Below are 22938 nucleotides of genomic sequence, written 5' to 3'. Positions count from 1 at the left end.
TCCCACCGTTGGTTTACGAAAGGCGGCAATCTACATCCGCCAGCCATGGAAGTCCAGAGTTCGCGCTATTCTTCGCCCCCGGCAAAGCGGGAAATCTCATCCATAAGCGCCGACATTTCGACGGGTTTTGACAGATAGCCGTCCATGCCCGCTTCCAAAAACCGGGCCTTGTCCCCTTTCATGGCGTGCGCAGTGAGCGCGACGATGGGCGTCTTCGCGGCCCACGCGAAACGTTCTTCGTTACGGATGATGCGAGTTGTCTCCACGCCGTCCATCACGGGCATCTGCACATCCATAAGGATCAGGTCGAACCGGGATTTCTCCAATGCATCCAGTGCTTCACGCCCGTTGGCGGCCGTGGTCACTCTGAACCCTTCCTTTTCGAGCAGCCTGCAGATGCTCAACCGGTTCACCCGCTCATCCTCGACCACGAGCACACTGGCGTCACGCCCGATGCGGGGGAATGAACGGTCGCTTTCAAGGGATGACGACACGGGCGCCGCCGACACCCGCATATTGACCTCCACGCAAAACGATGCGCCATTGCCGGGCGAGCTTTCCAATTCGATTCTTCCATCCATGAGGTCAACGATGCGCTTGACGATCTGAAGGCCCAGCCCGGCCCCCTGATATGGACGGGAGAACGACGATTCCACCTGCGTGAAACTTTCGAAAATGTACCGCTGCTTGTCTTTCGGGATACCTATTCCGGTATCCTCGACACACAGCTCCAGCCGGACCTGGTCTCCTTCCCGCCGCAACAGGGAAACGGACACTTCCACACTTCCGGCCGTGGTAAACTTGATGGCATTGCCCACAAGATTGAAGACCACCTGGCGCAGGCGAACCGGGTCACCAAGCAGAAAAGCGGGAACATCCCGGTCAACTTTCACGTCAAATGCGAGCCCCTTGTCTTCCGCGGCATGGCTGAAGACCTTTCCAACGCTGTCGAGGATGTGGTTGATGTCAAAGTTTTCCTCGCGCAGAGTCATGCGCCCGGCCTCGGCCATGGAGAGGTCCAGAATATCGCTGAGCAGATCCGTCAGGCTTCGGCTGGAATCGAGGGCGATTCGCACGTACTCCTGCTGCTCTTCGTCGATATCCGTCGTTCCCAGCAGTTGAAGCATACCCATGATGCCGTTGATCGGCGTGCGAATCTCATGGCTCATGTTGGCGAGGAACTCGGATTTGCTCTGATTGGCGGCCTCGGCCATCTCCTTGGCCTGCACCAGCTCCGCTTCCACCTTCTTGCGGGAGTCGATGTCGATGTGCGTGCCGATCATACGCGTTGGTCGCCCCTCTTCATCGGTCTCCACAACGCGCCCGCGACCCAGAATCCACTTCCAGCCGCCGTCCTTGGTTCGCGCCCTGAACTCAATGCTGAAAGGCATCCCTTCGCTCAGGTGCCGGTCCACCTCGGCTATGGCCTTGCCTGCGTCGTCAGGATGCAGAAGGCTCTTCCAGGAATCAAAACTCGCAGGAAACTCGCCGGGCTCGTATCCGAGCATGGTGTAGTACCGGTTGCTGAAATACAACTCGCCGCTGGCGATTCCCCAGTCCCAAAGGCCGTCCGAAACCGCATCCAATGCCAGCGAGAGTCGCTCCTCGCTCTGGGCGAGGCTGCGCATGGCCTCAATGCGCTCGGTCACGTCATCGAAAATGGCCACGGTCTCGCCATTGTCGAGCTTGTAAATATAATTTTCGCGCCATCCCTTGCGAATGTCGTCACTATAGTAAAACGGAGGCAGATATCGCGCTTCCCCAGTGCGATCAACTTCGACCAACGCCTCAAAGAACGGCGTTTGCCGCATATTCGGAAAGACTTCGGTCAGTCTGCGTCCCTCCACGTCCTTTGCTTTCACATGCGTTATTCTTTCAGCTGCGGGATTGAAGTCATTGATAATGAAATCACCCTGCCCATCGGATTCATATACCGCCACACCGCTACTCATATGCTGGAACATCGCCATGTAACGAGCTTCCATTTCACGGGTCTGTCGCCTCATCTCCCGATACTGGGTCAGGTCACGAACCACGCCCATGCTGCCTATGAATCGACCGTTTTCATCAAATCTTCCGCAGCCCGACGTGACCAGATTGCGCGGATTGCCCTTGAGCGACCGGGCAGAGACCTCATAATGCGTCCGGCGATTCTGCCTGTGGTAGCGTTGATTCTGCTCGAAGACTTCCTTGCTTCGCTCCTCGATGAAATCAGTGTACTGACATCCCTGAATCTCCTGCGGCGTACCTTCCAGCATGTTGGCAAGGGCGGGATTCACGTAAACGATGCAGCCTTTATCGTCGGCGAGAGTAATGCCGTCCTGCACCGACTCCACCAGTTCCCGATACATTTTCTCGCTTTCCGCCAATGCCTGCTGGGTTCTGATGCGTTCGGTAATATCCAGAAAGACCGTCGCAAACTTCCCGCTCTCGGGAGAATAGGCGTGCACTTCGAAATAGCGGTCGAACTGCTGAGAATACGCGACGAAGTTTTCGACTTCTCCGGTTTGCGCCACATGCGCGTACCGCTGAATCCACTCCGGTTCCGTCGCAGGAAGCACCTCAAGCACGGTTTTTCCCACGATCTCATTGCGGGAAAGGCCCGTTAGTTTCTCGAAGAACGGATTTGCATCCAGAAAACGGTAGTCAACCGGCACGCCATCTTCATTGAATATGATTTCATGCAGGGCGAATGCTGAAATGAGGTTGTCGAAGAGCTCGCGATAACGCTTTTCGTTGCGCTTTGCCTCGGCAATGCTTCTGCTGCGCAAAATCCTGCAGACCATAAGGGCAATCAGGCTCAGAACGACTGCCCCGGAAAGGACGTATATCAACATCAGCCATGACTCCCTTGTTAGCATCCCAGAAACGGGCCACCCTCCGCTATTGCTCGACCAGCCGTCCTTTCCTTCCAGACTTTTTTGATGATTCAAGCCGGGACGAGCGTCCGCCTCACACCTGCCCGAATCGCGCCAAAACGCTACGGGACTTCGCTCAGAGGTTACCCATTAAACCATCCAAACCAATTATAAAATACGATAATTGTAAAGCGAACAACCTTGGGGATTTCACCAAAGCAGCCGAGAAGGTGAGGGATCAGCGTCCGCGACGCCCCAGAAAGAGCGTGAGGGCGAAGTCGTAGAGGTCGAGGTCGTAGAGATTGTGCAGTTCGATGCGCTCCACGAGTTCGGCAGGCAACGCATCGAGCCTTTGCCGTTTTGCGTTGACATTCATCACTCTGGCGTCCTCAGTCAGGTTCAGTTGGAGGCGTTCCGCAATGCGATGGCAGGATTCCTCATAGTGTTCCAGCAGCCCAAAGAGAACGTGTCTGATCAAATTGCCCTTGGCGGTGTCGAGATCCGCCTGCGTGGCAGGTTTGGAATAGTCCCTCGGCCCACCCATGGAGGCGAGAATCTTGGTTTGTAGATTGTCCACCATCAGATGGTGAAGCGGGTCAAGCGCAAGCGTATCCGCCAGATCAATCTCCATCGAACGGTATTCCCCTTCGCGAAAGCAGTACTCCGAGACGTAACGGTCAACCGGCTCGCGGAGAAACGTCACCTTCGAGGCCTCGGGCCGCTCTTTCAAAAGACGCTGCCAGCGTCCAAAATCACCGCTGGGGTGTGCGCTCCAGACTTTGGGCCGGGCATCTGCCAGCTCCTTTTTGAATGCACCCTCTTCGATGTGGCGAAAGAGCACCGGCCTGCCGCCGACGCTCGCGGCAAGACGACTGTAAAAGGATGTCCCCGCCGCCTTCGGGACGTGAAAGAAGATGATGTCTTTCGTGAATGCGGTCATTTTTCCTTTCGCTTCATCGGGATTACCGGATTGTTCGCCAAATGCTGACGCTTCCGACTTTTGGATAATTTCTGGAAGGTTGTCAAAGAAAAGCGCACGACCAACTCCAACATGATGCAAAAGCCGTTTTGACCCATCTTCACTAGCCTTGCTGCGTTTTGCGCAACACGAACAAGACAAAACCGCGTTTCGCGCACTGCCGCCCAACTGCAAAGCGACATGCGAAACCGGGAGCGCACAAGGGGCTTTTTCCCATCGAAAAGCGCGGCCCACCGGGGTTTTGCGGATGTCCGGGGGTTGCCAACAAGCGTTCCGGTGCCTATAGTTCCTCTCTTCTTCGACCGTCACTCAACCGCGCCGTTTCGCGCAAGGAAAAGGTTGAATCATACATGGCACACACAGGCCCTCATATTTCCATATCGGATGAACAGCTCTTCAGCCGCGTTTTCGGCATGGTGGACATGGAACAGGTTGCCGAATGGCCCGAGTCCGTCCGCAAGCTGGCTTCGGAACTGGCTGCCGAGCTCTTCATGGTTCGCTATAATCCCTTCGTGGACCCGGAGCTGGTCCGCAAGAGCGTAGAGCGCCGGCTGAACATGTCGCGCCCCCTCATGTCCGGAGAATACCCCAAGATACTGTCCGCGGGCATCCGTGAATTCTGGCGCTCCTTCGACGCGGACACCGCCTTCAGGGGCGAACTCGTCCAGCGGCTGCGCGGATTCATGGACCGCAACGGCATCGGCGACGATCCGCTGCATCTCGTGCAGTCCTGTACCGACGCCACCGACCTGCGCATGGAACTGCCCATGCTCGTGCTCTACCCGGAAACCGAAGAGCAGATCAGGCGCATCGTGAAGCTCGCCGACGAAATGGGCTTCTCCGTCATTCCGCGCGGCGGCGGCACCGGGTTGACCGGCGGGGCCATCCCCACCGCCAACAGGAGCGTGGTGCTCTCGCTGGCCCGCTTCAAAAAGGTTCTGGACGTGAACCCCGAAGAACGGACCATCTCCGTCGAAACCGGCGTGATCACCCTCACCGCCATCAAGGCGGCTGCGGAACAGGATCTGCTGCTCACCGTGGACCCCGCCTCCAAGGCCGGTTCGAGCATCGGCGGCAACCTCTCGGAAAACGCGGGCGGCCCCTTCGCATTCGAATACGGCACCACCATCGACAACATCCTGAGCTACCGCATGGTGACGCCCAAGGGCGAGATCATCACGGTGGTCCGCCGGGATCACCCGCGCCACAAGGTTTTCGAGGATGGCAGCGCCACCTTCGACGTATACGACGAATCCGGCAAGCACGTGGACACCGTGACCCTGAGCGGCCGCGACATCCGCTCCCCCGGTCTCGGCAAGGACGTCTCCAACAAATATCTTGGCGGGCTGCCGGGCGTGCAGAAAGAAGGCGTGGACGGCATCTTCACCGAAGCCACCCTCATCTGCCACCCGAGGCCGAAGCATTCTCGGGTACTCTGCCTCGAATTCTACGGACGCTCCATGCGAAACGCCATGTACGTCATCAAGGACGTGGTTGGCCTTCGCGACACCATTCGCGACGAGGGCGATCTGGTGAAGATCTCGGCATTGGAGGAGTTCGGCACCAAGTACGTGCAGGCCATCGAGTACAAGCCCAAGACCTCCAAATATGAGGGCGAACCCATCTCGGTCATCATCATGCAGCTCGACTCGGACCACGAGGACGCGCTGGATCAGGCCGTGGAGACCGTGGTCTCGCTTGCCGACAATTACGACGGCGTGGACATCTTCGCCGCACGCGACGCCAAGGAAGGCGAGCTCTTCTGGGAAGACCGCCACAAGCTCTCGGCAATCTCGCGCCGCACTTCGGGCTTTAAGATCAACGAGGACATCGTCATTCCGCTGGAAGTCATTCCCGACTTCTCGGACTTCCTCGAGAACCTGAACCTCGAATATCTTGGCCGCATTTACCGTCGCACGCTCTACAGGGTGCGCGACCTGCCCGGCGTGGACCAGAACGACCCCGACCTCGACGAAGGTCTGGAGCGCGGCAAGGCCATCATGCGCGGCGACATCACCTTCGCGGACATTTCCGATCAGGAGCAGGAATCCCAGTGCCGGTACCTGTTCGCCAAGCTGCGCGACCGCTATCCCAAGCTGGACAACGACATCAAGGCCCTGTGGGACGAGCTGCAGGCCAAGCGGGTGATCATCGCCAACCACATGCACGCCGGCGACGGCAACTGCCACGTCAACCTGCCCGTGAACTCCAACGACCCGGAGATGCTCCGGGAAGCGCACCGAGCCGCAGGACAGGTATTCGAGAAAGTCCTCGAACTGGACGGCGTGGTTTCGGGCGAACACGGCATCGGCATCACCAAGATCGACTATCTCGACGATGAGAAGATTCGAGCGCTGGCGGCCTACAAACATCAGGTGGACCCGCGGAACATCTTCAACCCCGGCAAGCTGACGCGCCGCGAGCTGCCCAGTGAACCGTTCACCTTCTCCTTCAACCGCCTCATCCAGGACCTGGACATGACCGCGCTGAAGGACAAGGAAGACCTCATGAACCTGCTCAAGGACATCCAGACCTGCACCCGCTGCGGAAAGTGCAAGCAGGTCTGCCCCATGTTCCATCCCCAGAGCGGACTCATGCACCATCCGCGCAACAAGAACATCGGACTCGGCGCGCTCATCGAGGCCATCTACTACGACCAGATTCAGACGGGCCAGCCCGCACCGCACCTGCTCGACAAGCTGCGCGAACTCATGGAGCACTGCACGGCCTGCGGCAAATGTCAGGCCGTCTGTCCGGTCAAGATCGACTCGGCCGGAGCCGCCCTGCGCATGCGCGCGTTCCTCGACTACAAGGGACGCAGCGGACACCCGGTCAAAAAGATCGTGCTGGAGCGCATCGCGGACGAACCGGCCCGCAGGCTGCCCAAAGTTGCCAAGGCGCTTTCGCTGGGACAAACCATGCAGAGCAAGGCCGTGGGGCTGCTTCCGGCACACTGGCGCAGACGGTTCAAGAACCCGGCCTTCGCGTCTCCCACGCCGCACATGGACTTCCGCAACATCTTCGAGACGCTGGAGTTGGACAAGGGGTTCGTGCTCAAGGCGCCGGGTGCAAAGCGCGACGACACCGTGCTCTACTTCCCGGGCTGCGGCGCGGCGCTGTTCTCACACGACATCGGCATGGCCACCGTCTACCTGCTGCTCAAGGCGGGCGTGAACGTGGTGCTGCCCGACAAGCACATGTGCTGCGGGTATCCGCTGCTCGCCAGCGGCTGCGAGGAAGCCTACAAAACCAACCGCCACCGCAACGGCAAGGCCATGCTGGACCTGCTCGTGGCCACGGGCAAGGCCGGTCTCAAGGCCACCACCCTGCTCACGGCCTGCGGCACCTGCCGCGAATCGCTTGAAAGCCACGATTTCTCCGGCGATCTGGTGGAGCCCATGCGTCACATGGACGCGGTACAGTTCCTCTCCGAACGGCTGGAAGGCGTCAACTGTGAAGGGGATGCCATCTACCACGCGGCCTGCCATGCCGAATGGGTGGACGTGCCCAAGGCCAACGCTCCCGAGATGTACCGCTCCGCGTTGGAAGAACTGACCGGCGCGCGGACCGTGTTGTCCCCCGGCTGCTGCGGTGAATCCGGTCTTGGCGCGCTCTCCAGCCCCGCCATCTACAATCGGATTCGCGAACGCAAGAAGGGTCAGTTGCGCGAGGACGCGGGCAGCAACAAGAGCCTGCCCATCGTGGTCGGCTGTCCCTCCTGCAAAGTGGGCATCAGCCGCTGCCTTGCCGAAAACCGTCAGGGCAACCCGGTGCTGCACACCGTGGAATATCTTGCGCGCTGCGTGGGCGGCCCCAAGTGGAAGCGCGAACTCAAACAGATCATGAACCGCGTGGAACGCAGGGGAGCATAAATTCTTGCGCGTTCTTGCCATAGACTTCGGCCTCAAGCGGGTGGGGCTCGCACTGAGCGACCCCACCGGCTTGCTGGCCTCGCCGTACAAAACCATCGAGCGCACCACCCGCGACGCACTCTTTGACGAACTGCTGGAAATCATACAAAAGGAGTCTGTTGAAACCGTGGTGGTCGGCCTTCCCCTTTCCCTCGACGGAGAGGACACCCTGACCACCCGGCAGGCCCGGAACTTTGCCGACAGCCTCTCGCGGCGCATCGAACAGCCGATCCACCTCGTGGATGAACGGCTCTCCTCGGCGGAAGCCGAACAGGAACTGCGCAGCGCGGGTCTGAAACGCAAGAAGAAAAAAATGGCACTCGACCAGCAGGCCGCAACCGTCATCCTTCGCACATGGCTCGAAAGCGCAATCTAGCATTACTCTTCCTTCTGGCCGGAATCGCCGCACTTGGCGCGTCCGGCTATTTCTGGATCATGGCCTGGCTGGACCACCAGTTCCGCACCGTGCCGCCCGAAACACCGGGGCACGAAGTGGTCTTCACGGTGGAAAAAGGCTCCCCCTTCCTCGTGGTCGCCCGCGACCTGCGTTCGGACAACATCATCACCGACGTGAACCGCTTCTGGGCCCTTGCCCGCGAAAAGGGCACAGTCAACGAGGTGCGGGCAGGAAAGTTCCGTCTGAATACCGGCTGGCGCCCCGACCGGGTGCTGGAAGTGCTGACCACCACCCCGGGCATCATGGTCAAGGTCTCGGTGCGCGAGGGACTCACCTGGTGGCAGACTGCCGAGGTCGTCGCCGAATCCGGTGTCTGTACCCAAGAGGAATTCGCCGCTGCCGCGCAGGATTCAGAGTTGCTCAAAGAATTCGGCATCAAGGCCGAAACCGCCGAGGGCTTTCTCTTTCCGGAGACCTACCTGTTGACCCCGCCCGAAGAGAACAAGGGGCGGTACATGGTTCGCACCATGCTCAGACAGTTCTTCGCCGAGGCGGAAAAGGTCTGGCCTGACGGACTTCCGGAATGGAAGAATCTGAAAAAGTTCGTGGTCTTGGCCTCGCTGGTGGAAAAGGAAACCGGCGACGTGACCGAACGAGAGCGCATCGCCGGAGTCTTCGCCAACCGACTGAAGCGGCGCATGCTGATACAGGCCGATCCCACCATCATCTATGGCCTTGGCCCCGCCTTTGACGGCAACATCCGCAAAAAGCACCTGAAGGACCGGAACAATCCGTACAACACATACGTGCATCCCGGCCTGCCGCCCGGCCCCATCTGCTCGCCGGGGCTGGATTCGCTCAAGGCCGCCGTACACCCCGAGGACCACCGGTTCCTGTATTTCGTGGCCAAGGGAGATGGGTCGCACTACTTCAGCAAGTCCCTGCGCGAACACAACAACGCCGTCATCAAATACCAGATCAGACGAAACAGAGACACGTACCGCTCAACGAAAAGCGCAGAATAATTGCACCTCCGTGAGCCTTCGGGCTATGTTTGCGGCATGCGTTATACTCTGATCATCGCAGCAGTGCTCATCACGGCGGCCACGCTATGGTTTCATGGCGGGTCCGACTTCGAGCGCCGGGCCGCCATCGATATCGGTTCGGGATCCATCAAGTGCGTCATCGCGGACGTGGACGAAGGCTCTCATGTGATCAAACGCATCGTGAAGCGACTGCACATCAAGGCAGACTTCGCGGAGAACATCGTCCCCCAGACCGGTAATCGCATCCCCCCTGCCATGATGGCTGAAGGAATAAACCACATCCGTTTCCTCAAGACACAGGCCAGCAGCCTCGGCGCAGAATCGATCTCGGCGGTTGCCACAGAAGCCTTTCGCAACGCAGAAAACGGGCATGAGTACATCAAGCGACTCTCACAGCAGACGGATATCCCTGCTCAGGTGATCGACGAGCGCGAAGAGGCGGTCATCGGCGTCCGCTCCGCACTGAACGAACTCGGAAACCCACAAGGGCCGCTGGTAGTCTGGGATATCGGCGGCGGCACTTCGCAGATCACGCTCAGGCACAAGGCGCGAACCTACTATCATACGGATCGCACGGCCTCGGTTTCTTTCAAAAACGACATCATTTACGACATTCAGCACAGAATATCGCACACGCCAAACCCCATGAGCAAAAAGGATTTTCGTCAGGCGCTCAGGCTGGCTCGCGAAAAGGCCGCCAAACTGCCGAAGGAAATGCGTGCAATCATTCGTAATGAAGAATGCTTGGTCGTCGGAATCGGACCGGTTCACTCACTGAGCGTGCTCGGACAGATTGCGGCGAAGAATCCCTACACTCAAATAGACCTGCGCAAGGCAATCGGCCTGCGGCTCGGTCTGACCGACTGGGAGCTTGGCGGCGGATTCGCACCCACCGATCTGTCCAATCTGATCCTTGTGCTCGGGTACATGCAGGAGCTGGACATCCAGGAAGTGAAGGTGCTTGAGGTATCGCTGGCAGAAGGGCTGCTGCTTTCCCCGGCCTACTGGAACTGACCGAGCTTCCTGCCCGTGCGTCCGTCCTGCGCCCAGTAGAGATACAGGGCGCGATAGCGGACATCCTCTCTGTCCACCGGCCCGAAATACCGCGAATCCCATGAACGCGCGGCATTGTCGCCGAGCATGAAGACCTGTCCCTTTTCGAGCACGAATCCCTGCTGCGAAGGTCCGTGAAGCATCTTTGCCCCCTTGGGTTCGCGTCCGGAATTCACGGGAACGTCGTTCACGTAGACCATCCCTTGCTCGACCCGCACCCTATCCCCGGCAACCGCCGCCACGCGTTTGACGAAATAGACGCCGTCTGGCCGCAGGAAGACTGCCACTTCGCCGCGGTGCAACGGATCTTCGGGGGCAATCCGCTCCGCCATGAACCGGTCTCCCGGTCGCAGGGCGGGCGCCATGGAAGGGGTGGGCACCACAAAGGCCTCATACTGCTGCGGCAGGGCCGACATGGCATAGGTCAGCCCGATGGAAAGGACGATGAAAGCGGGATAAACCCAGCCACGTCGGGGATGCGGAATGAGCGGTCCGTTACGGACGATCCTGAAAGCCGCCTCGGCCGCGAAGACCGCGTGGTAGACGAGCATCATGCTCACGGCGGCGATGAGCCCCGCAAACGTTCCCATGAGGCTGTAGCCGATCATGCCGGGCAGAATCTGTGCTGCGCAGACCCCGAAGCCGAAGGCGCTCCTGCCGGTATAGACCTGCCCCAGTCCCGGCAGGATCATTCCCAGAATCAACGCTTTCCACCAGCGGCAGGGCTTTGTTCCAGAGCGGCTCACAGATATTCATCTCCATCGCGAGGGAGGATGAGCGGCGTTTCGGAGCCCATGACATAGCCCATGTCATCCGAATGCTCCTGCATCAACTGAATCCGCCGGTCATCGTGGGGATGCGTGGAAAAATATTCTGCCCACGCCTCTTGCGTGCGCTCACGCCGCATGATGCGGAAAAACTCGTCGTAGCCGCCCACATGGCCGTACAGCTTTTGGACGGTATCCATCCCCTCGCGATCGGCACGTTCCTCCTGACCTCGCGAAAAGGCCAGCTCGGAAAGCTGAGCCGGGTCGCTGAAGACCTGCTCCGAGCCGAATCCCACGGCCTCGGCCACCATCTGATAGGCCATGGCCCGCCCCAGCCCGCGCAGGGCGTCCCGGTTGCGGATATGGGCCATCTCGTGCCCGAGGATGAAAGCCAACCCGTTCTCCGACTCCAGCCGCGCGAGCAGGCCGGTGTTCAACAACACGGTCCCGTCTGGCAGGGCAAAAGCATTGACCATGTCGGAAGGCACCACCCGAACCCGGATTCGTGGCGCGTCGGGATCGGCCTCGGCAAGCCTGTCCGCGAGCCTTTGAATGGACTGCTCAGCCGGAGTCATTTTTCCACCGTTTGGAATCCTTATCCAATCCATACGCTTGCTTATAGATTGCACCGTGGAATCAGGCAGCAAGGGAACCACAGCATCCACAGCAATGCCGATGCAGAAATACAGCGTGCCCACAAGCACGGCTGCGGCAGCGAAGACCTTGAGCGCGCCCAACAGGGGCGAGCCTTTGCTGACGTTCGGATTGTCGGAAAATCCGTATTCACCCCGCACGGTCTTCCTCCAGATAAATGGCGGTGCCACACGCGATGGCCTCGACCCCGCTGAAGCGGCTCAGGCCATAGCTGATGGGCGTATGTTCCACCCGAACGTTCACGATGGCCGAAGCCCCCTTGGCAGACTCCTTCATGCGCAGCACCGCCTCGCGGCGGGCGCGGTCCAACGCGGTCTCGTATTCGCGCATGGTGCCGCCGAGCAGGCTGTGCAGCAGCCCGACGAACCAGCGGAAGAACTCCACGGAAATGACGGCTTCACCGCAAACAAGCCGGGACTGGCTGATGCGAGCCTTGGGGTCGAGCTTTTTCCCTGAATTGAGATGATGAATCCCGGCGGTTGCCAGCTCACGCCGCAGGATGGAAGTGTAATGGCGACGCTCAATGATCATGCCGGTCAGGAACGTGCCCAACAGCATGACCAGAAGCGGCAGATATTCATCAAGCAGATGCTCAAGCATCCACAACCTCCACGGCAGTGCCGTAGACATACAGCTCCGAGGATCCCAATGACACGGTGGAAGTGGCAAACCGCACGTTCACCACGGCGTTGGCGCCGAGCCGTTCGGCCTGTTCCTCCATGCGTTTGAGCGCCTGTTGGCGGGTGTCGCCGATGAGCTTGCTGTAGCCCTTCAGCTCACCGCCAAAGAAGCCTTTGATCCACTGCCAAAGGTCTATAAGAAAAAAACGGGCGCGCACCGTGCTGCCGGTCACCATGCCGTGGTGCCGCACGATGCGCTTGCCGGGGATGGTCTCCACGTTGCTCAGAAGCATGCGCTCCTCCAGATAATTACTGATTGGATATCGTAAGTCCTTACAGGGGGATCAACGGGCTGTCAAAGGCTAGGCAGCGGGCAGCCAGTCGCGTCCCATGACGAGTCCGCGCGCTCCGAGGAATGCGGTGATCTCCTCACGCGCGCCGCGGCTGCCCACGTAGGAAAGCAGAAAACCTTCACCCGCCGCGGGGACGTCGTCGCGGTTTCGCACCGGTACGCCGTGCACCACGTGCCCGATCTTATTGGGATCCACGTCGTAGTAGGCGGCAAAGGTGATGCCATGTTCCAGAAGCATGTCGGCACGCTTGCGCGTGGTACGCCCGGAACCGAGGATGTGCACTTCCGGGTGGCGCGGGTTATGTCGCTCCAGCCAGCGGGCGAGATAACCGCTCTTCACCCGGTAAAACGCCTCCACCGCGTACCGTTCATGATTTCGCGAGATGCGGTCCGGCGGATCGTTCCAGACGAGCAGCTCCTCATCCACCTTTGCGGCGCGTACGCCGGATTCCAACCAACGCAGCAGCAGGTCGTAATCCTCCGGGAAGTCCCCTTCCCGGTATGACCCATGATGTTCCACACATTCGCGTCGGTACATGATGGACGGGTTCGGCACCGGAAATTCCACAAAACGGTTGAGACTGATGGCCTCGTGGTCAAGCAGCGTATTGGTCCAGTCCACATAGTGAGCATACCCGGCGCAGGATTCCCGGCAACCGCCGAAGCGGATGCGGCATCCGACCAATCCGATATCCGGACGCGAATCAAGCAGCGCGGCCTGTGCCGCCAGTCGCTCAGGAAGCGCCTCGTCGTCGGCGTCCATGCGTGCGATGTATGGGGCGCGGGCTTTGGCAATGGCCGTGTTCGCTGCCTTGATAACCCCGCCGTGCTCAATGGACATCGGCCGCAGGCGCTCATCACGTCGGGCGTATTCGTCGAGGATCGTTCGGGTTGCGTCCGTGGAACCGTCGTCCACGGCGAGAATCTCGAAATCCTCAAGCGTCTGGGACAGCAGGGAATCGAGCGTGCGGGCCAGCGTAGGCTCGCAGTTATAGCACGGCAGCGTGACCGAAACTCTGGGCATGGGAGGCTAGAATTCCTTGAGGTAGCGTTCCAGACGATCCATGCCTTCGCGGATGTTCTCCAGCGAATTGGCGTAGGAAAAACGGATGTATCCTTCCGCACCGGGGCCGAAATCGACGCCGGGGGTCACACCAATGGCCGCCTTTTCGAGTATGTCGTAGGCCAGCTTGAGGGAACTGCCGTCGAACCGTTCGGCGTATTTGCGAAAATCAACGAGGATATAGAACGCGCCGGTAGGCGGATTCGGGATGGACAGGCCCATGCCTTCCAGCCGCGAAAGCATGTAGCGGCGGCGGTCATCGTAAACGGCCTTCATGTGTTCCACGTCTTCGCCCGCTTCGCGAAGAGCCGCCACTCCCGCCCACTGGGCCATGGAGTTTGCGGAAATGAAGAAGTTCTGACAGGCGATCTGCAACGGACGTACGAAGGATTCCGGGGCGATGAGATAACCCAGCCGCCAGCCGGTCATGGCGTAAAGCTTGGAGAACCCGTTGAATACGAAGGCGTCGTCCGAGAACTCCAGCACCGAGTGCTCGCGGCCCTCATAGACCAGCCCATGGTAAATTTCGTCCGAGACGAGATGCAGCCCCTTTTCATCGGCCAGTTCGGCAAGAGCCTTCATACGCTCAGAGGAAAGCAGCGTCCCCGTGGGATTTGCCGGAGAGTTTATCAGCAGGGCCCGCGTTCTGTCGCTGACCGCTTCCCGCACTGCCGACACGCGATACTGCCAACCGTCCTGCTCCGTGACAGGAACCGGATTGACCTCGCCGCCCGCGAAGCGGATGAAATTGTGATAGCAGGCGTAGCATGGATTCGAGGCGATGACCTCCTGACCCTGCCTGAGGATGGCGGAAAAGAGTACGAACATGGCGGGCGATGTGCCCTGCGTGATGATGATGCGGCCCGGATCCACCTCCACGCCGTACCGCTGGCGGTAATCGTCGGAGATGGCTTCGCGCAGTTCGCGGATGCCGAGGCTGTGGGTGTAGTGCGTGTGACCGTCGTCGAGGGCGGCGCAGGCGGCCCGTTTGATGCTCGCCGGTGTGTCGAAGTCCGGCTCGCCGATCTCAAGGTGGACGACGCTGGCGCCTTCGCGCTCCATGCGCTGGGCCTTTTCGAGCACTTCCATGACCATGAACGGCTTCATCTGCGCGATTCTCTCGGATACGGGCATCACTCTCCTCCCCTGATGCATTCAAGAAAACGGCCCCGCCGAAGCGGGGCCGAGTACTTTCTGACGAGCCTGAAGCTAGGACACTTCGACCAGTTCGATGTCGAACTGAAGCGTCTGGTCGGCCAGCGGGTGGTTGCCGTCGAGGGTGACGGTCTCTTCCGCCACATCGCTGACGCGGACGTAGGCGGCCTGACCGGATTCGGTGGCCACTTCCAGCATCATGCCTTCTTCGGGAGCGATGTTCGGGGGCAGCTGCTCGCGGCGCACCTCGAAGATGAGTTCAGGGCGGGTGGAGCCGTAGCCTTCTTCCGGCGGAATCTCGATGCTGGCGGTTTCGCCGGCCTTCATGCCGACAACCGCTTTCTCGAAACCGGCGATGACCATGCCCTCACCGAGAACAAACTCCAGGGGCTCCCGTCCTTCGCTGCTGTCGAACACCTCGCCGGTGTCCTTGTATTTGCCTGTGTAATTGACCTTAACCTTGCTGCCTTCGTTAGCGACGGACATAAAGCCCTTCCTTCGGTTCGGGTTGCGGATTCGCTAAAAGTCGAAACCGATTATTTCACGCACCTGCTGCATGGTATCCTGTGCATAGGCGCGGGCCTTCTTGTTGCCCTCGTTCAGAATGTCGGCGAGCGTGTCCTCGTCGAGGCTCTTGCGCCGCTCCTGAATGGGGGCGAGGAATTTTTCGAGCGACTCCAACAGCAGCTTCTTACAGTCCACGCAACCCCAGCTCGCGTCCCGGCAGCCCGCTTCGATTTCCGGCAGGCGCGCGGGATCGGTCATGAGCTTGTGGTACGGGAACAGGTTGCAGATGGACGGGTCGCCAGGGTCGGCCTTGCGCTTGCGATTTTCGTCCGTAAGCATTCCGCGGACCTTGGGCACGATGGTGTCCATGTCCTCGGACAGGCCGATGGCGTTGCCGTAGCTTTTGGACATCTTGCGTCCGTCCAGCCCCGGCAGTTTGGCCTCCTCGGTGAGCAGGTCCTTGGGCTCGGGGAAGAAGTCCCTGCCGAAAATATGATTGAACCGACGCGCTATCTCGCGGTTGAGTTCGAGGTGCGGCAGCTGGTCCTTGCCCACGGGCACGGCGTCCGGAAGGTACATCAGGATATCCGCTGCCTGCAATACGGGGTAACCGAGGAAGCCGTGGGTATGGATGTCCTTGTTGGTGAGCTGTTCGCGCTGCTCCTTCCAGGTGGGGTTGCGCTCCAGCCAGCCAAGCGGCGTGACCATGGAAAGGATAAGGAACAGTTCGGCATGTTCCTTGATCATGGACTGCTGAAAGACCACGCACTTCTCGGGGTCGATGCCTGCGGCCAGCCAGTCCTGCACCAGACCGGGCACGAAACCCTTGATTCTGGAGGAGTCCGCGTATTCGCTGGTGAGGGCGTGCCAGTCGGCCACGAAGAAATAACAGTCGTATTCGTCCTGCAGGTTGATCCAGTTGGCGATGACGCCGAAGTAGTGACCAAGATGCAGGGGGCCGGTGGGTCTCATGCCGGAGAGGATGCGTTTCTTTTCGCTCATGGGGATAATCTTGTGGTTGTATCGGTTAGAGGGGAACACCAAGCAACGCCGCTCCGAAACGAACGGGTGGGAACAGGAACGTGCCAAGCACGCTGAAGCCGAGTATGTCGCCCAGAATGAACAGTCCGAGTATCACGAAAATGCCGTAGCGTCCGAAACGCTCGTACTGGTACGCAAGCCGCTGCGGAAGAAAATACTGCACGATGCCCGAGCCGTCCAGCGGCGGAACAGGCAGCAGGTTGAACACGCCCAGAATCAGGTTCACCAGCACGCCGGCCTGACAGATGAGCAAAAGCGGCACCAGCACCTTCAAAGCCATCCCTTCCGGGTCGGACACGGTGGTGCTGTTGATGAGATGAAACCCAGCCGCAAAAATCGCTGCCAGAATGAAATTCGCTCCGGGACCGGCAATGGAGACAAGCGCCATGCCTGCCCGAGGGTTCTTGAAGTACCGCGGGTCCACCGGCACGGGCTTGGCCCAGCCTATCTTGATGAGAAAAAACACGACGGTCCCGATGGGGTCCAGGTGCTTGAGCGGGTTGAGGGTGAGGCGTCCCGCCCTCTTGGCCGTGGGGTCGCCCAGCTTGTAGGCGACGAATCCGTGAGCGAGCTCGTGCAGGGTGAGTGCCGCCAGAAGAGGCACGGCGAGCACGGCTATCTCCCGGATGGTGCTGGATATGTCGAACATGAAGAGCGGCTACCACAGCCACCCCCGGCAGGCAAGGAGATTCATCTCCGACAGGGCACCCAAAGGCGCGGCGGCAACCCCGAAACAGGTTGCCGCCGCGATGAAAAAACGCGCGCTGGGCGTCGTCACCCGGCAACGCTGGCCTTGCTCACGGCCATGCGCACCTTGTCCTTCAACTCGGTGAGGTCCACGGATTTAACCACATAATAATCCGCGGCGATAGACTTGATGTCGTGCTGGTAGGAGTCGTAGGCGGTGGACAGGATAACCGGCAGCGTCTGGCTTTCGGTTCGGATTTCCTGCAGAAGATCCAACCCGGAACGGTTCACTCCGAGCTTGATATCCAGAATGACGATATCCGGCTCTTCCCTGTGTATGACGTCGAGGATGTCCTCCTCGCCGTCGGAAGTCGCCACCTGGAAGCCTTCGGCTTCAAGCTCCTCCCGATAAAGCATGCGAATATGCTTTTCATTGTCGACGACGAGTATCTTGTGTTGATCCATTAGTCCTCCAGAGGGTTTTCAGTCATGGCTCAATGTAAGGGAAAATTCATTTTTCGGTCAACACCTGTTCAACAAATGGTGGACAATTCTAACCCCTCACCGCGTTCCAGAGCATTCCCGCACGAGACATATCCTTGCGAACCGTGCCGTCTAGGGCTAAAAGACCCTGCCCCGCCGGGAGAGGAAAATCCTGCGGGAAAGGAGACAACATGATCACCGTTCAAGTCGAACCCGACGGAAAAACCGTCGAAATGCACAAGGTACGCACCGTGATCGCCATGCTCAACCGCCTCGAACTCAGGCACACCATGGCCCTGATCATTCGTGACGGCGAGCTGCTCACGCCAGATGAAAGACTGCTGCACGGCGACCACCTGCTCGTGCGCAAAGTAACCAGCGCAGGATAGGAGGTTTGCCATGAAATGCAAGCGCTGCAAGGCAAAAGCCGTCGTATCCCTTCCGAGTCACAACACGGCCTTCTGCAAGGACTGTTACCCGCTGTTCTTCACCAGACAGGTGGAAACAGCCATCCGCAGACAGAAAATGTTCACCCATGAAGAGCGAATCCTGGTGGCCCTTTCCGGCGGCAAGGACTCGCTGGCGCTGATGCTGGAACTTTCCCTTCAGGGTTACGACGTCACGGGCCTGCACATCGATCTGGGCATCCCCCGCAGCTCTGAAAAAGCACGCGCCAAGGTCGAGGCGTTCTGCGAACTGCACGGCCTCAAGCTTCAGGTGCTCGAAGTCGCCAATGAAGGATTGCCCATCCCGGCCATCAAGAAGCACATCAATAGGCCGGTCTGCTCGGTCTGCGGCAAAATCAAACGACATTATTTCAACAGAATCGCGCGCGAGGGCGGCTACGACGCGCTGGCCACGGGGCACAACCTCGACGACGAGGCGGCCCGTCTGTTCGCCAACACCCTGCGCTGGGATGCGGGCTACCTTTCCGACCAGGGACCGACCCTGCCCGCCGAGGAAGGCTTCGTGCGCAAGGTCAAACCGCTCTATCGCCTGAGCGAATTCGAAACCGCAAACTACGCGTTTCTCAAGGGCATCGAGATTCACTCCGATCCCTGCCCCTACTCCGGCGGCGCCAGCTTCACCAACCACAAGCACCTGCTCGGTGAGCTGGAATACAAGAGCCCCGGAAGCAAATTCTCCTTTTACGAGGGATTCCTCAAGAAAGGACGCCCGGCGTTCGCCATGCTGAACAAGGAAGAAGGCGACAAAGTCTCTCCCTGCGGCGAGTGCGGCTCACCCACCTCGCTGGACCTGTGCGGTGTCTGCCGCATCAGGACGGCGCTTAAGGAAAAAATGGCCGAAGCCGAATAAGGCGCCACCTCATCCAGAACGAGAAAGCGCGGCTCCGGGTATCCGGGACCGCGCTTTTTTGACGAAAATCCGATTCGGTCGGCTAGACCTTCATGTTCAGAGCGCGCATATAGCTGTTCTGAGCGTCGAACATGATGCCCTGAATTCCCGTGAACATGTCGTTTCCACCATTTTGCTGCATCCAGAAGGCCATGCTCTGGGTGTTGAGTTTCTGACGCAGCTGCTGCGGATTCATGCGGTTCTGGCTGAGCTGCTCCACCTCGTACAGGTCCATGATGGTGTTGAACTGCTTCACGCGGTTCGGGTTGTCCGCGAAATAGGCCTCGATCTTGTCCTTGTCGGGATGATCGTTGCCCACCACCACACGCTGGGTCGATTCGTCGTAAATAAGTTGAAACTTGGAATCCACGTCCACGCCGAGCTCCTTGAGTTCAGCGCGAATCTCGCTGTCGAACTGCTCTTCGACCTGCTTGCGATATTTGCTTATTTCCTCGAAAGACATGCGTCCAAAGGCATCCTTGGGCATCTCCTTGAGCAGCTCGGCGACACGGTTGGCCACGGACGAACCGTCGGAACCCTTTTGGCTCTCATCGGACTTATTGGCGGTGTCCGTGGTCTTGGACGCGGATTCCGCCTCCTCCTGCTTCTGCGAGGAAACCGTATAGGCGTTGCTGCTGTAACTTCCGAGCGCGTTGCTCACATAAGGCGTCATTACCCTGTCCTCCTGCGTGTCGTTTTGATGACGATCCGCAGCAGAAGATGCATCGGCCATGCCAAAACCCTAAAGACTTGTACATCGGCGCCGTGATGCGTTACTGTGAGAACAAAACGAGGAGTCCGCATGACAACACCCCACGAGATACCTCCGGTGAACGGCGTGGATCTTTCCGGCATCCGCAACAGAAACGAGAAGCGCGTGGCAACGCTCATGCCCGGCCTTCTGGAAGAAGAGGCGCCGGGCCACCAATTCGATCCGCTGGACCTTCAGGACATCTTCGCCCTCACCCTGAATCTGTTGCCGCCCCGCTACAGCCAGCGCGGGAGCATCGTCATTTCCAACAAGCTGCCCGACGATGAAATCCGTCAGCAGATGCGCGAGGCCGTCAAGCGAGTGCTGGCGAACCCAACGCGCAGTGGCGATTGATCCGCTCCGCGATTACCGAAAACACACGAGGGCACCTGGGGGTGCCTTCTTCACTTTTTCATCCGCCGTGGTAAATTCGCAGCAAAAGGCTAACCTGAAAAAGACCGAAGGGAGAAAATATGCTTGAATTCACCATTGATCAGGAAAAATGCACCAAATGCGGCGAATGCGTCGCAGACTGTCCGCGCTCCATCATTGAGCTTGAGCCGGAATTTCCGCGCATCAAGGATGGGGGCGAGGAAGAATGTATACGCTGTCAGCACTGTCTGGCGATCTGCAAGCCCGGCGCGCTGTCCATTTTGGGGACTTCGCCGGAAGACTGCCTGCCCCTCGATGGCGCGCTGCCCACGCCCGAACAGATGGAGGCGCTGGTGCGCGGCCGCCGCTCCACCCGCCGTTACAAAAAGGAAAACGTGGCCCCCGAAACCGTGGAATGGCTCATGGACATGCTGGCGCACGCCCCAACAGGCGTGAACAACCGCCGCCTGCTCTTCACTCTCGTGGATGACACCGAGACCATGGACAAGATCCGTGAAGAAGCCTTTGAAGGCATCCGCACGGCAGTGCAGCAAGGAAACCTTCCTGAGCGGTATGCGCCTTTCGAACAGTTCATCGGGGCTTGGGAGCAGGGCATCGACGTACCTTTCCGGGGTGCTCCGCACATGATCATCGCATCCTCTCCCGAAGATTCCCCATGCCCGGAGGCAGACCCGTTCATCGCCCTGAGTTACTTTGAGCTCTGCGCCGCTTCAAAGGGCGTCGGTACTGTCTGGTGCGGGCTGGGCAAGTACGCCCTGTTCGACATCGTGCCGGAACTCGGCCGCAAGCTGGGCGTGCCCGAGGACCACAAGTCCGTTTATGTGATGCTCTTCGGCAACCCGGCCCTCAAGTATCACCGCACGGTCAAACGCGACAATACGGCAGTCAACCGCGTCCGTTACTAGATGCAAAAAAGGCCGGGGAACACCCCGGCCTTTCTTCATTCCCCGATTTCACGCAGTCGCTGCGCCAATCCCCACCGCTTCACGAGCCGAAGGGTTTCCGGCGGCACCATAGACGAAACATCCTCGCCTCGGGCTAGCGCTTCCCTGACGGTGCCTGCGCTGATGCCCTTCTCTTCGGGGGGACGCTCCCAGAGCACGTGAGTATCAAGCTCCAGCGCCCGGAACCGCCGCAGCTTGGCGCGGCCCCATTCATCATAGATGGTCAGAAAGAACAGAGCGTCCATGGGGACGTAGTATCTGATTCGCTCCGGCTTGTTGATGGGAAGCGGCACTACGGAAAAATCGCCCGGATCAACCCCCGCTCCAGTCAGTACCTCGCGCACCATGACCTGCCGCTCCCAGTAGGTCAGCGGATTGTTGCGCGGGTCGTCGCGTTCAGGATCAGCCGCTTCGCCCGCCGTCAGTTCCGGGTCCGGATTGGTGATGCCGACCACCAGATGCTCGCAAAGCCGCTTCCCGGCCAGCAGGTATTTCAGGTGATCAACGTGGAGCACCTGAAACCGGCCGTGAATGACTCCGAGCGGATGCATCATTCCTCTCCCGGCAGGATGAACGGCCGATAATCGCCCGGCCAGAACAGTTGGCTCGAAGCCGAGTCCCGGATCCCCTTCAGGCGGCCCCTGTCGAGGTAGTTCAGGACCAGATGCATGAACTCGTCGCCCCGAGGGTACCCGAGGCAGCCGGTGGCCACAGCGATTTCATCGTAATAGTGCACCTTGTCCTTGCGCACTCCCTGTCCCACGAAGGTCATGGGCACCGGTTCGCCGGAGTGGATCATGTCGCCGCAGCTCGGCGTGGAGTGATCGGCGGTTACCACCACCAGCAGTTCCGGGTCGGCCAGCAGCTCATCGATGACCATGCCGAGGCCGGTGTCGATCGCTTCGATGACCTTGCGCTTGGCATCCGGACTCTTGGTATGCGCGGCCTGATCCGGCGCCTTGGTGTGCACGTGGATGAAGTCGTAGTCGTCGAATTTATCAATGGCGCGGCGGATACGCGATGAAATGTCGAAGGCGTGGTCGCCCGAATCCACGGCGCGCTCGAAGTCCATGCCGAGGTAGTGCGCCAAACCGCGATACATGACCCCGCTGGCGATGCTCAGGCCCGTAAGGCCGTGCCGTTCACGGAACGACTGCACGCTGCCGAGCTGCCCCGCGCGCTGGGTTACGATGCCGTTGATGGAGGGAAGCCCCTGCCGTTCGCGGATCTTGTTGACTTCCGTCGCTTCCAGCTGGCGGTAGGCCCATGCCAGATATTTTTTGAGCGCCCCGGCCGCGCGCACGCAACGGGCGTCGCCACGGTGGGAGTCCAGCGGCACCACGTCCGATAGCCAGCGTCCATCGACCATGGGGTTGGAGTCCGTAAAGCACGGCGCCACTTCGCCATGCAGGGTGACCACTCCGAACATGCGCTTGGTGGGATGGAAGCGGATAGTGACGTCGTCCACCTCGTACTCCGCCACGGTCTTGCAGTAGGTCTCAATCTCGTTGTTGTCGCCGCACATGCGGTCGTACCCGAGCTTGAGCCTGCCCTCTTCGTTCTTGAGATGAACGAAGTGAGCCAGCACGGCCACGTCATCCGGCTCCAGCGGGATGTCGGCCCCGAGCGCCTCCAGCGCGCCCCTTCCGGGAAACGCGTCCTGCTCGTAGCCGAACATGGTGAAGTGCGCCAGTTCACTGGGCAGCGGCTGGCCGAGCTTCCCGGCATGGTACAGACCATTGCAGCCCAGCGTGGACAACCTGTCCAAATTCGGGGTCTCGGCGGCCTGAAGCGGCGTGCGGTTTCCGTATCGGGCGTAACTGCGGTCCCCTATTCCATCCAACAATATCACTATGCATTTCTTAGGCATTGCGGCTCCCTTGTATTTCGGACATGCGTCCGAATCTGCCGAGGATATATT

23 protein-coding genes are annotated in these 22938 nt (G+C 59.6%); 8 read left to right on the top strand and 15 right to left on the bottom strand.

From position 1 onward, the window contains the following. Positions 1-65: 65 nt before the first annotated feature. Both B149_RS17640 and B149_RS0100560 read right to left on the bottom strand, forming a co-directional pair. Positions 66-2837 carry a PAS domain-containing hybrid sensor histidine kinase/response regulator gene (locus tag B149_RS17640; protein WP_018123210.1) on the bottom strand — a complete coding sequence of 924 codons (2772 nt, stop codon included), beginning with the start codon at positions 2835-2837 and terminating at the stop codon, positions 66-68. A 259-nt stretch (positions 2838-3096) separates the two neighbouring features. Then, positions 3097-3798 carry a sulfotransferase family 2 domain-containing protein gene (locus B149_RS0100560; protein ID WP_018123209.1) on the bottom strand — a complete coding sequence of 234 codons (702 nt, stop codon included), beginning with the start codon at positions 3796-3798 and terminating at the stop codon, positions 3097-3099. Between the two features lie 389 nt (positions 3799-4187). Here B149_RS0100560 and B149_RS0100555 point away from each other — a divergent pair, with 389 nt between their 5' ends. The 4 genes from B149_RS0100555 to B149_RS0100540 are packed head-to-tail and all read left to right on the top strand — an operon-like array spanning position 4188 to position 10205. Further along, complete coding sequence (locus tag B149_RS0100555) at positions 4188-7709, top strand: FAD-binding and (Fe-S)-binding domain-containing protein (RefSeq protein WP_018123208.1); 3522 nt, start codon at positions 4188-4190, stop codon at positions 7707-7709. Positions 7710-7713: 4 nt separating this feature from the next. Then, complete coding sequence (gene ruvX / locus B149_RS0100550; RefSeq protein WP_018123207.1) at positions 7714-8124, top strand: Holliday junction resolvase RuvX; 411 nt, start codon at positions 7714-7716, stop codon at positions 8122-8124. Further along, positions 8103-9170 (top strand): endolytic transglycosylase MltG, encoded by a 1068-nt coding sequence (gene mltG / locus B149_RS0100545; RefSeq protein WP_040372086.1) that lies wholly within the window; start codon positions 8103-8105, stop codon positions 9168-9170. The genes ruvX and mltG overlap by 22 nt, the downstream gene beginning before the upstream one ends. A gap of 36 nt (positions 9171-9206) precedes the next feature. Beyond that, positions 9207-10205, top strand: coding sequence for a Ppx/GppA phosphatase family protein (locus tag B149_RS0100540; protein WP_156816701.1), 999 nt, complete (start codon positions 9207-9209; stop codon positions 10203-10205). Here B149_RS0100540 and lepB read toward each other — a convergent pair. From lepB to B149_RS0100490, 10 genes are all read right to left on the bottom strand, one after another. Further along, positions 10193-10990, bottom strand: a complete 798-nt coding sequence (gene lepB, locus B149_RS17635; RefSeq protein ID WP_156816700.1) for a signal peptidase I — start codon at positions 10988-10990, stop codon at positions 10193-10195. The genes B149_RS0100540 and lepB overlap by 13 nt on opposite strands. Then, complete coding sequence (locus B149_RS0100530) at positions 10987-11805, bottom strand: M48 family metallopeptidase (RefSeq protein ID WP_018123203.1); 819 nt, start codon at positions 11803-11805, stop codon at positions 10987-10989. Before B149_RS0100530 ends, lepB begins: the two co-directional genes overlap by 4 nt. Beyond that, the gene (locus tag B149_RS16045) at positions 11795-12265 is read right to left on the bottom strand and encodes a YbjQ family protein (RefSeq protein WP_018123202.1); all 471 of its coding nucleotides are present in this window, start codon (positions 12263-12265) and stop codon (positions 11795-11797) included. Before B149_RS16045 ends, B149_RS0100530 begins: the two co-directional genes overlap by 11 nt. Beyond that, the gene (locus tag B149_RS0100520; protein WP_018123201.1) at positions 12258-12578 is read right to left on the bottom strand and encodes a YbjQ family protein; all 321 of its coding nucleotides are present in this window, start codon (positions 12576-12578) and stop codon (positions 12258-12260) included. Before B149_RS0100520 ends, B149_RS16045 begins: the two co-directional genes overlap by 8 nt. 69 nt (positions 12579-12647) lie before the next feature. Continuing rightward, positions 12648-13661 (bottom strand): glycosyltransferase family 2 protein, encoded by a 1014-nt coding sequence (locus B149_RS0100515; protein WP_018123200.1) that lies wholly within the window; start codon positions 13659-13661, stop codon positions 12648-12650. 6 nt (positions 13662-13667) lie between these two features. After that, positions 13668-14834 (bottom strand): pyridoxal phosphate-dependent aminotransferase, encoded by a 1167-nt coding sequence (locus B149_RS0100510; RefSeq protein WP_018123199.1) that lies wholly within the window; start codon positions 14832-14834, stop codon positions 13668-13670. A gap of 75 nt (positions 14835-14909) precedes the next feature. After that, positions 14910-15341, bottom strand: a complete 432-nt coding sequence (locus B149_RS0100505; RefSeq protein ID WP_018123198.1) for an FKBP-type peptidyl-prolyl cis-trans isomerase — start codon at positions 15339-15341, stop codon at positions 14910-14912. Positions 15342-15374: 33 nt separating this feature from the next. Then, the gene (trpS, locus tag B149_RS0100500) at positions 15375-16364 is read right to left on the bottom strand and encodes a tryptophan--tRNA ligase (RefSeq protein WP_018123197.1); all 990 of its coding nucleotides are present in this window, start codon (positions 16362-16364) and stop codon (positions 15375-15377) included. Positions 16365-16389: 25 nt separating this feature from the next. After that, positions 16390-17052: a site-2 protease family protein gene (locus tag B149_RS0100495; protein ID WP_018123196.1), complete on the bottom strand. Its 663-nt coding sequence runs from the start codon at positions 17050-17052 to the stop codon at positions 16390-16392. Between the two features lie 125 nt (positions 17053-17177). Then, the gene (locus B149_RS0100490; RefSeq protein ID WP_018123195.1) at positions 17178-17555 is read right to left on the bottom strand and encodes a response regulator; all 378 of its coding nucleotides are present in this window, start codon (positions 17553-17555) and stop codon (positions 17178-17180) included. Between the two features lie 209 nt (positions 17556-17764). Between B149_RS0100490 and B149_RS0100485 the strand changes: the two genes are divergently transcribed. Beyond that, the gene (locus tag B149_RS0100485; protein ID WP_018123194.1) at positions 17765-17962 is read left to right on the top strand and encodes a ubiquitin family protein; all 198 of its coding nucleotides are present in this window, start codon (positions 17765-17767) and stop codon (positions 17960-17962) included. Between the two features lie 10 nt (positions 17963-17972). Next, a complete protein-coding gene (locus tag B149_RS0100480; RefSeq protein WP_018123193.1) occupies positions 17973-18890 on the top strand; it encodes a TIGR00269 family protein in 918 nt (305 codons plus the stop codon). Positions 18891-18972: 82 nt separating this feature from the next. Here B149_RS0100480 and B149_RS0100475 read toward each other — a convergent pair whose 3' ends face one another. Further along, complete coding sequence (locus B149_RS0100475; RefSeq protein ID WP_018123192.1) at positions 18973-19602, bottom strand: hypothetical protein; 630 nt, start codon at positions 19600-19602, stop codon at positions 18973-18975. Between the two features lie 129 nt (positions 19603-19731). Here B149_RS0100475 and B149_RS0100470 point away from each other — a divergent pair, with 129 nt between their 5' ends. Continuing rightward, positions 19732-20034 carry a late competence development ComFB family protein gene (locus B149_RS0100470; RefSeq protein ID WP_018123191.1) on the top strand — a complete coding sequence of 101 codons (303 nt, stop codon included), beginning with the start codon at positions 19732-19734 and terminating at the stop codon, positions 20032-20034. Positions 20035-20153: 119 nt separating this feature from the next. Then, positions 20154-20978 (top strand): nitroreductase family protein, encoded by an 825-nt coding sequence (locus B149_RS0100465; protein ID WP_018123190.1) that lies wholly within the window; start codon positions 20154-20156, stop codon positions 20976-20978. Positions 20979-21013: 35 nt separating this feature from the next. Here B149_RS0100465 and B149_RS0100460 read toward each other — a convergent pair whose 3' ends face one another. Continuing rightward, positions 21014-21568, bottom strand: coding sequence for a nucleotidyl transferase family protein (locus B149_RS0100460; RefSeq protein WP_018123189.1), 555 nt, complete (start codon positions 21566-21568; stop codon positions 21014-21016). Next, entirely contained in the window at positions 21568-22887 is a 1320-nt protein-coding gene (locus B149_RS0100455) for a BPG-independent phosphoglycerate mutase family protein (protein ID WP_018123188.1), read from the bottom strand. Before B149_RS0100455 ends, B149_RS0100460 begins: the two co-directional genes overlap by 1 nt. Positions 22888-22938 lie beyond the last annotated feature (51 nt).

This window comes from Desulfovibrio oxyclinae DSM 11498 (assembly GCF_000375485.1).
Classification (GTDB): Bacteria; Desulfobacterota; Desulfovibrionia; order Desulfovibrionales; family Desulfovibrionaceae; genus Pseudodesulfovibrio; species Pseudodesulfovibrio oxyclinae.
The sequence above is the reverse complement of the archived record's forward strand: the minus strand, read 5'-3'. Positions and strand labels throughout refer to the sequence as shown.

Bases quoted from the DNA above. Each gene is read 5' to 3' on its own strand.
- B149_RS17640 (WP_018123210.1), bottom strand. From the start codon at position 2,837: ATGTTGATATACGTCCTTTCCGGGGCAGTCGTTCTGAGCCTGATTGCC.
- B149_RS0100560 (WP_018123209.1), bottom strand. From the start codon at position 3,798: ATGACCGCATTCACGAAAGACATCATCTTCTTTCACGTCCCGAAGGCG.
- B149_RS0100555 (WP_018123208.1), top strand. From the start codon at position 4,188: ATGGCACACACAGGCCCTCATATTTCCATATCGGATGAACAGCTCTTC.
- mltG (WP_040372086.1), top strand. From the start codon at position 8,103: ATGGCTCGAAAGCGCAATCTAGCATTACTCTTCCTTCTGGCCGGAATC.
- B149_RS0100540 (WP_156816701.1), top strand. From the start codon at position 9,207: ATGCGTTATACTCTGATCATCGCAGCAGTGCTCATCACGGCGGCCACG.
- B149_RS16045 (WP_018123202.1), bottom strand. From the start codon at position 12,265: ATGCTTGAGCATCTGCTTGATGAATATCTGCCGCTTCTGGTCATGCTG.
- B149_RS0100520 (WP_018123201.1), bottom strand. From the start codon at position 12,578: ATGCTTCTGAGCAACGTGGAGACCATCCCCGGCAAGCGCATCGTGCGG.
- B149_RS0100515 (WP_018123200.1), bottom strand. From the start codon at position 13,661: ATGCCCAGAGTTTCGGTCACGCTGCCGTGCTATAACTGCGAGCCTACG.
- B149_RS0100510 (WP_018123199.1), bottom strand. From the start codon at position 14,834: ATGCCCGTATCCGAGAGAATCGCGCAGATGAAGCCGTTCATGGTCATG.
- B149_RS0100505 (WP_018123198.1), bottom strand. From the start codon at position 15,341: ATGTCCGTCGCTAACGAAGGCAGCAAGGTTAAGGTCAATTACACAGGC.
- trpS (WP_018123197.1), bottom strand. From the start codon at position 16,364: ATGAGCGAAAAGAAACGCATCCTCTCCGGCATGAGACCCACCGGCCCC.
- B149_RS0100495 (WP_018123196.1), bottom strand. From the start codon at position 17,052: ATGTTCGACATATCCAGCACCATCCGGGAGATAGCCGTGCTCGCCGTG.
- B149_RS0100490 (WP_018123195.1), bottom strand. From the start codon at position 17,555: ATGGATCAACACAAGATACTCGTCGTCGACAATGAAAAGCATATTCGC.
- B149_RS0100485 (WP_018123194.1), top strand. From the start codon at position 17,765: ATGATCACCGTTCAAGTCGAACCCGACGGAAAAACCGTCGAAATGCAC.
- B149_RS0100480 (WP_018123193.1), top strand. From the start codon at position 17,973: ATGAAATGCAAGCGCTGCAAGGCAAAAGCCGTCGTATCCCTTCCGAGT.
- B149_RS0100475 (WP_018123192.1), bottom strand. From the start codon at position 19,602: ATGACGCCTTATGTGAGCAACGCGCTCGGAAGTTACAGCAGCAACGCC.
- B149_RS0100470 (WP_018123191.1), top strand. From the start codon at position 19,732: ATGACAACACCCCACGAGATACCTCCGGTGAACGGCGTGGATCTTTCC.
- B149_RS0100465 (WP_018123190.1), top strand. From the start codon at position 20,154: ATGCTTGAATTCACCATTGATCAGGAAAAATGCACCAAATGCGGCGAA.
- B149_RS0100460 (WP_018123189.1), bottom strand. From the start codon at position 21,568: ATGCATCCGCTCGGAGTCATTCACGGCCGGTTTCAGGTGCTCCACGTT.
- B149_RS0100455 (WP_018123188.1), bottom strand. From the start codon at position 22,887: ATGCCTAAGAAATGCATAGTGATATTGTTGGATGGAATAGGGGACCGC.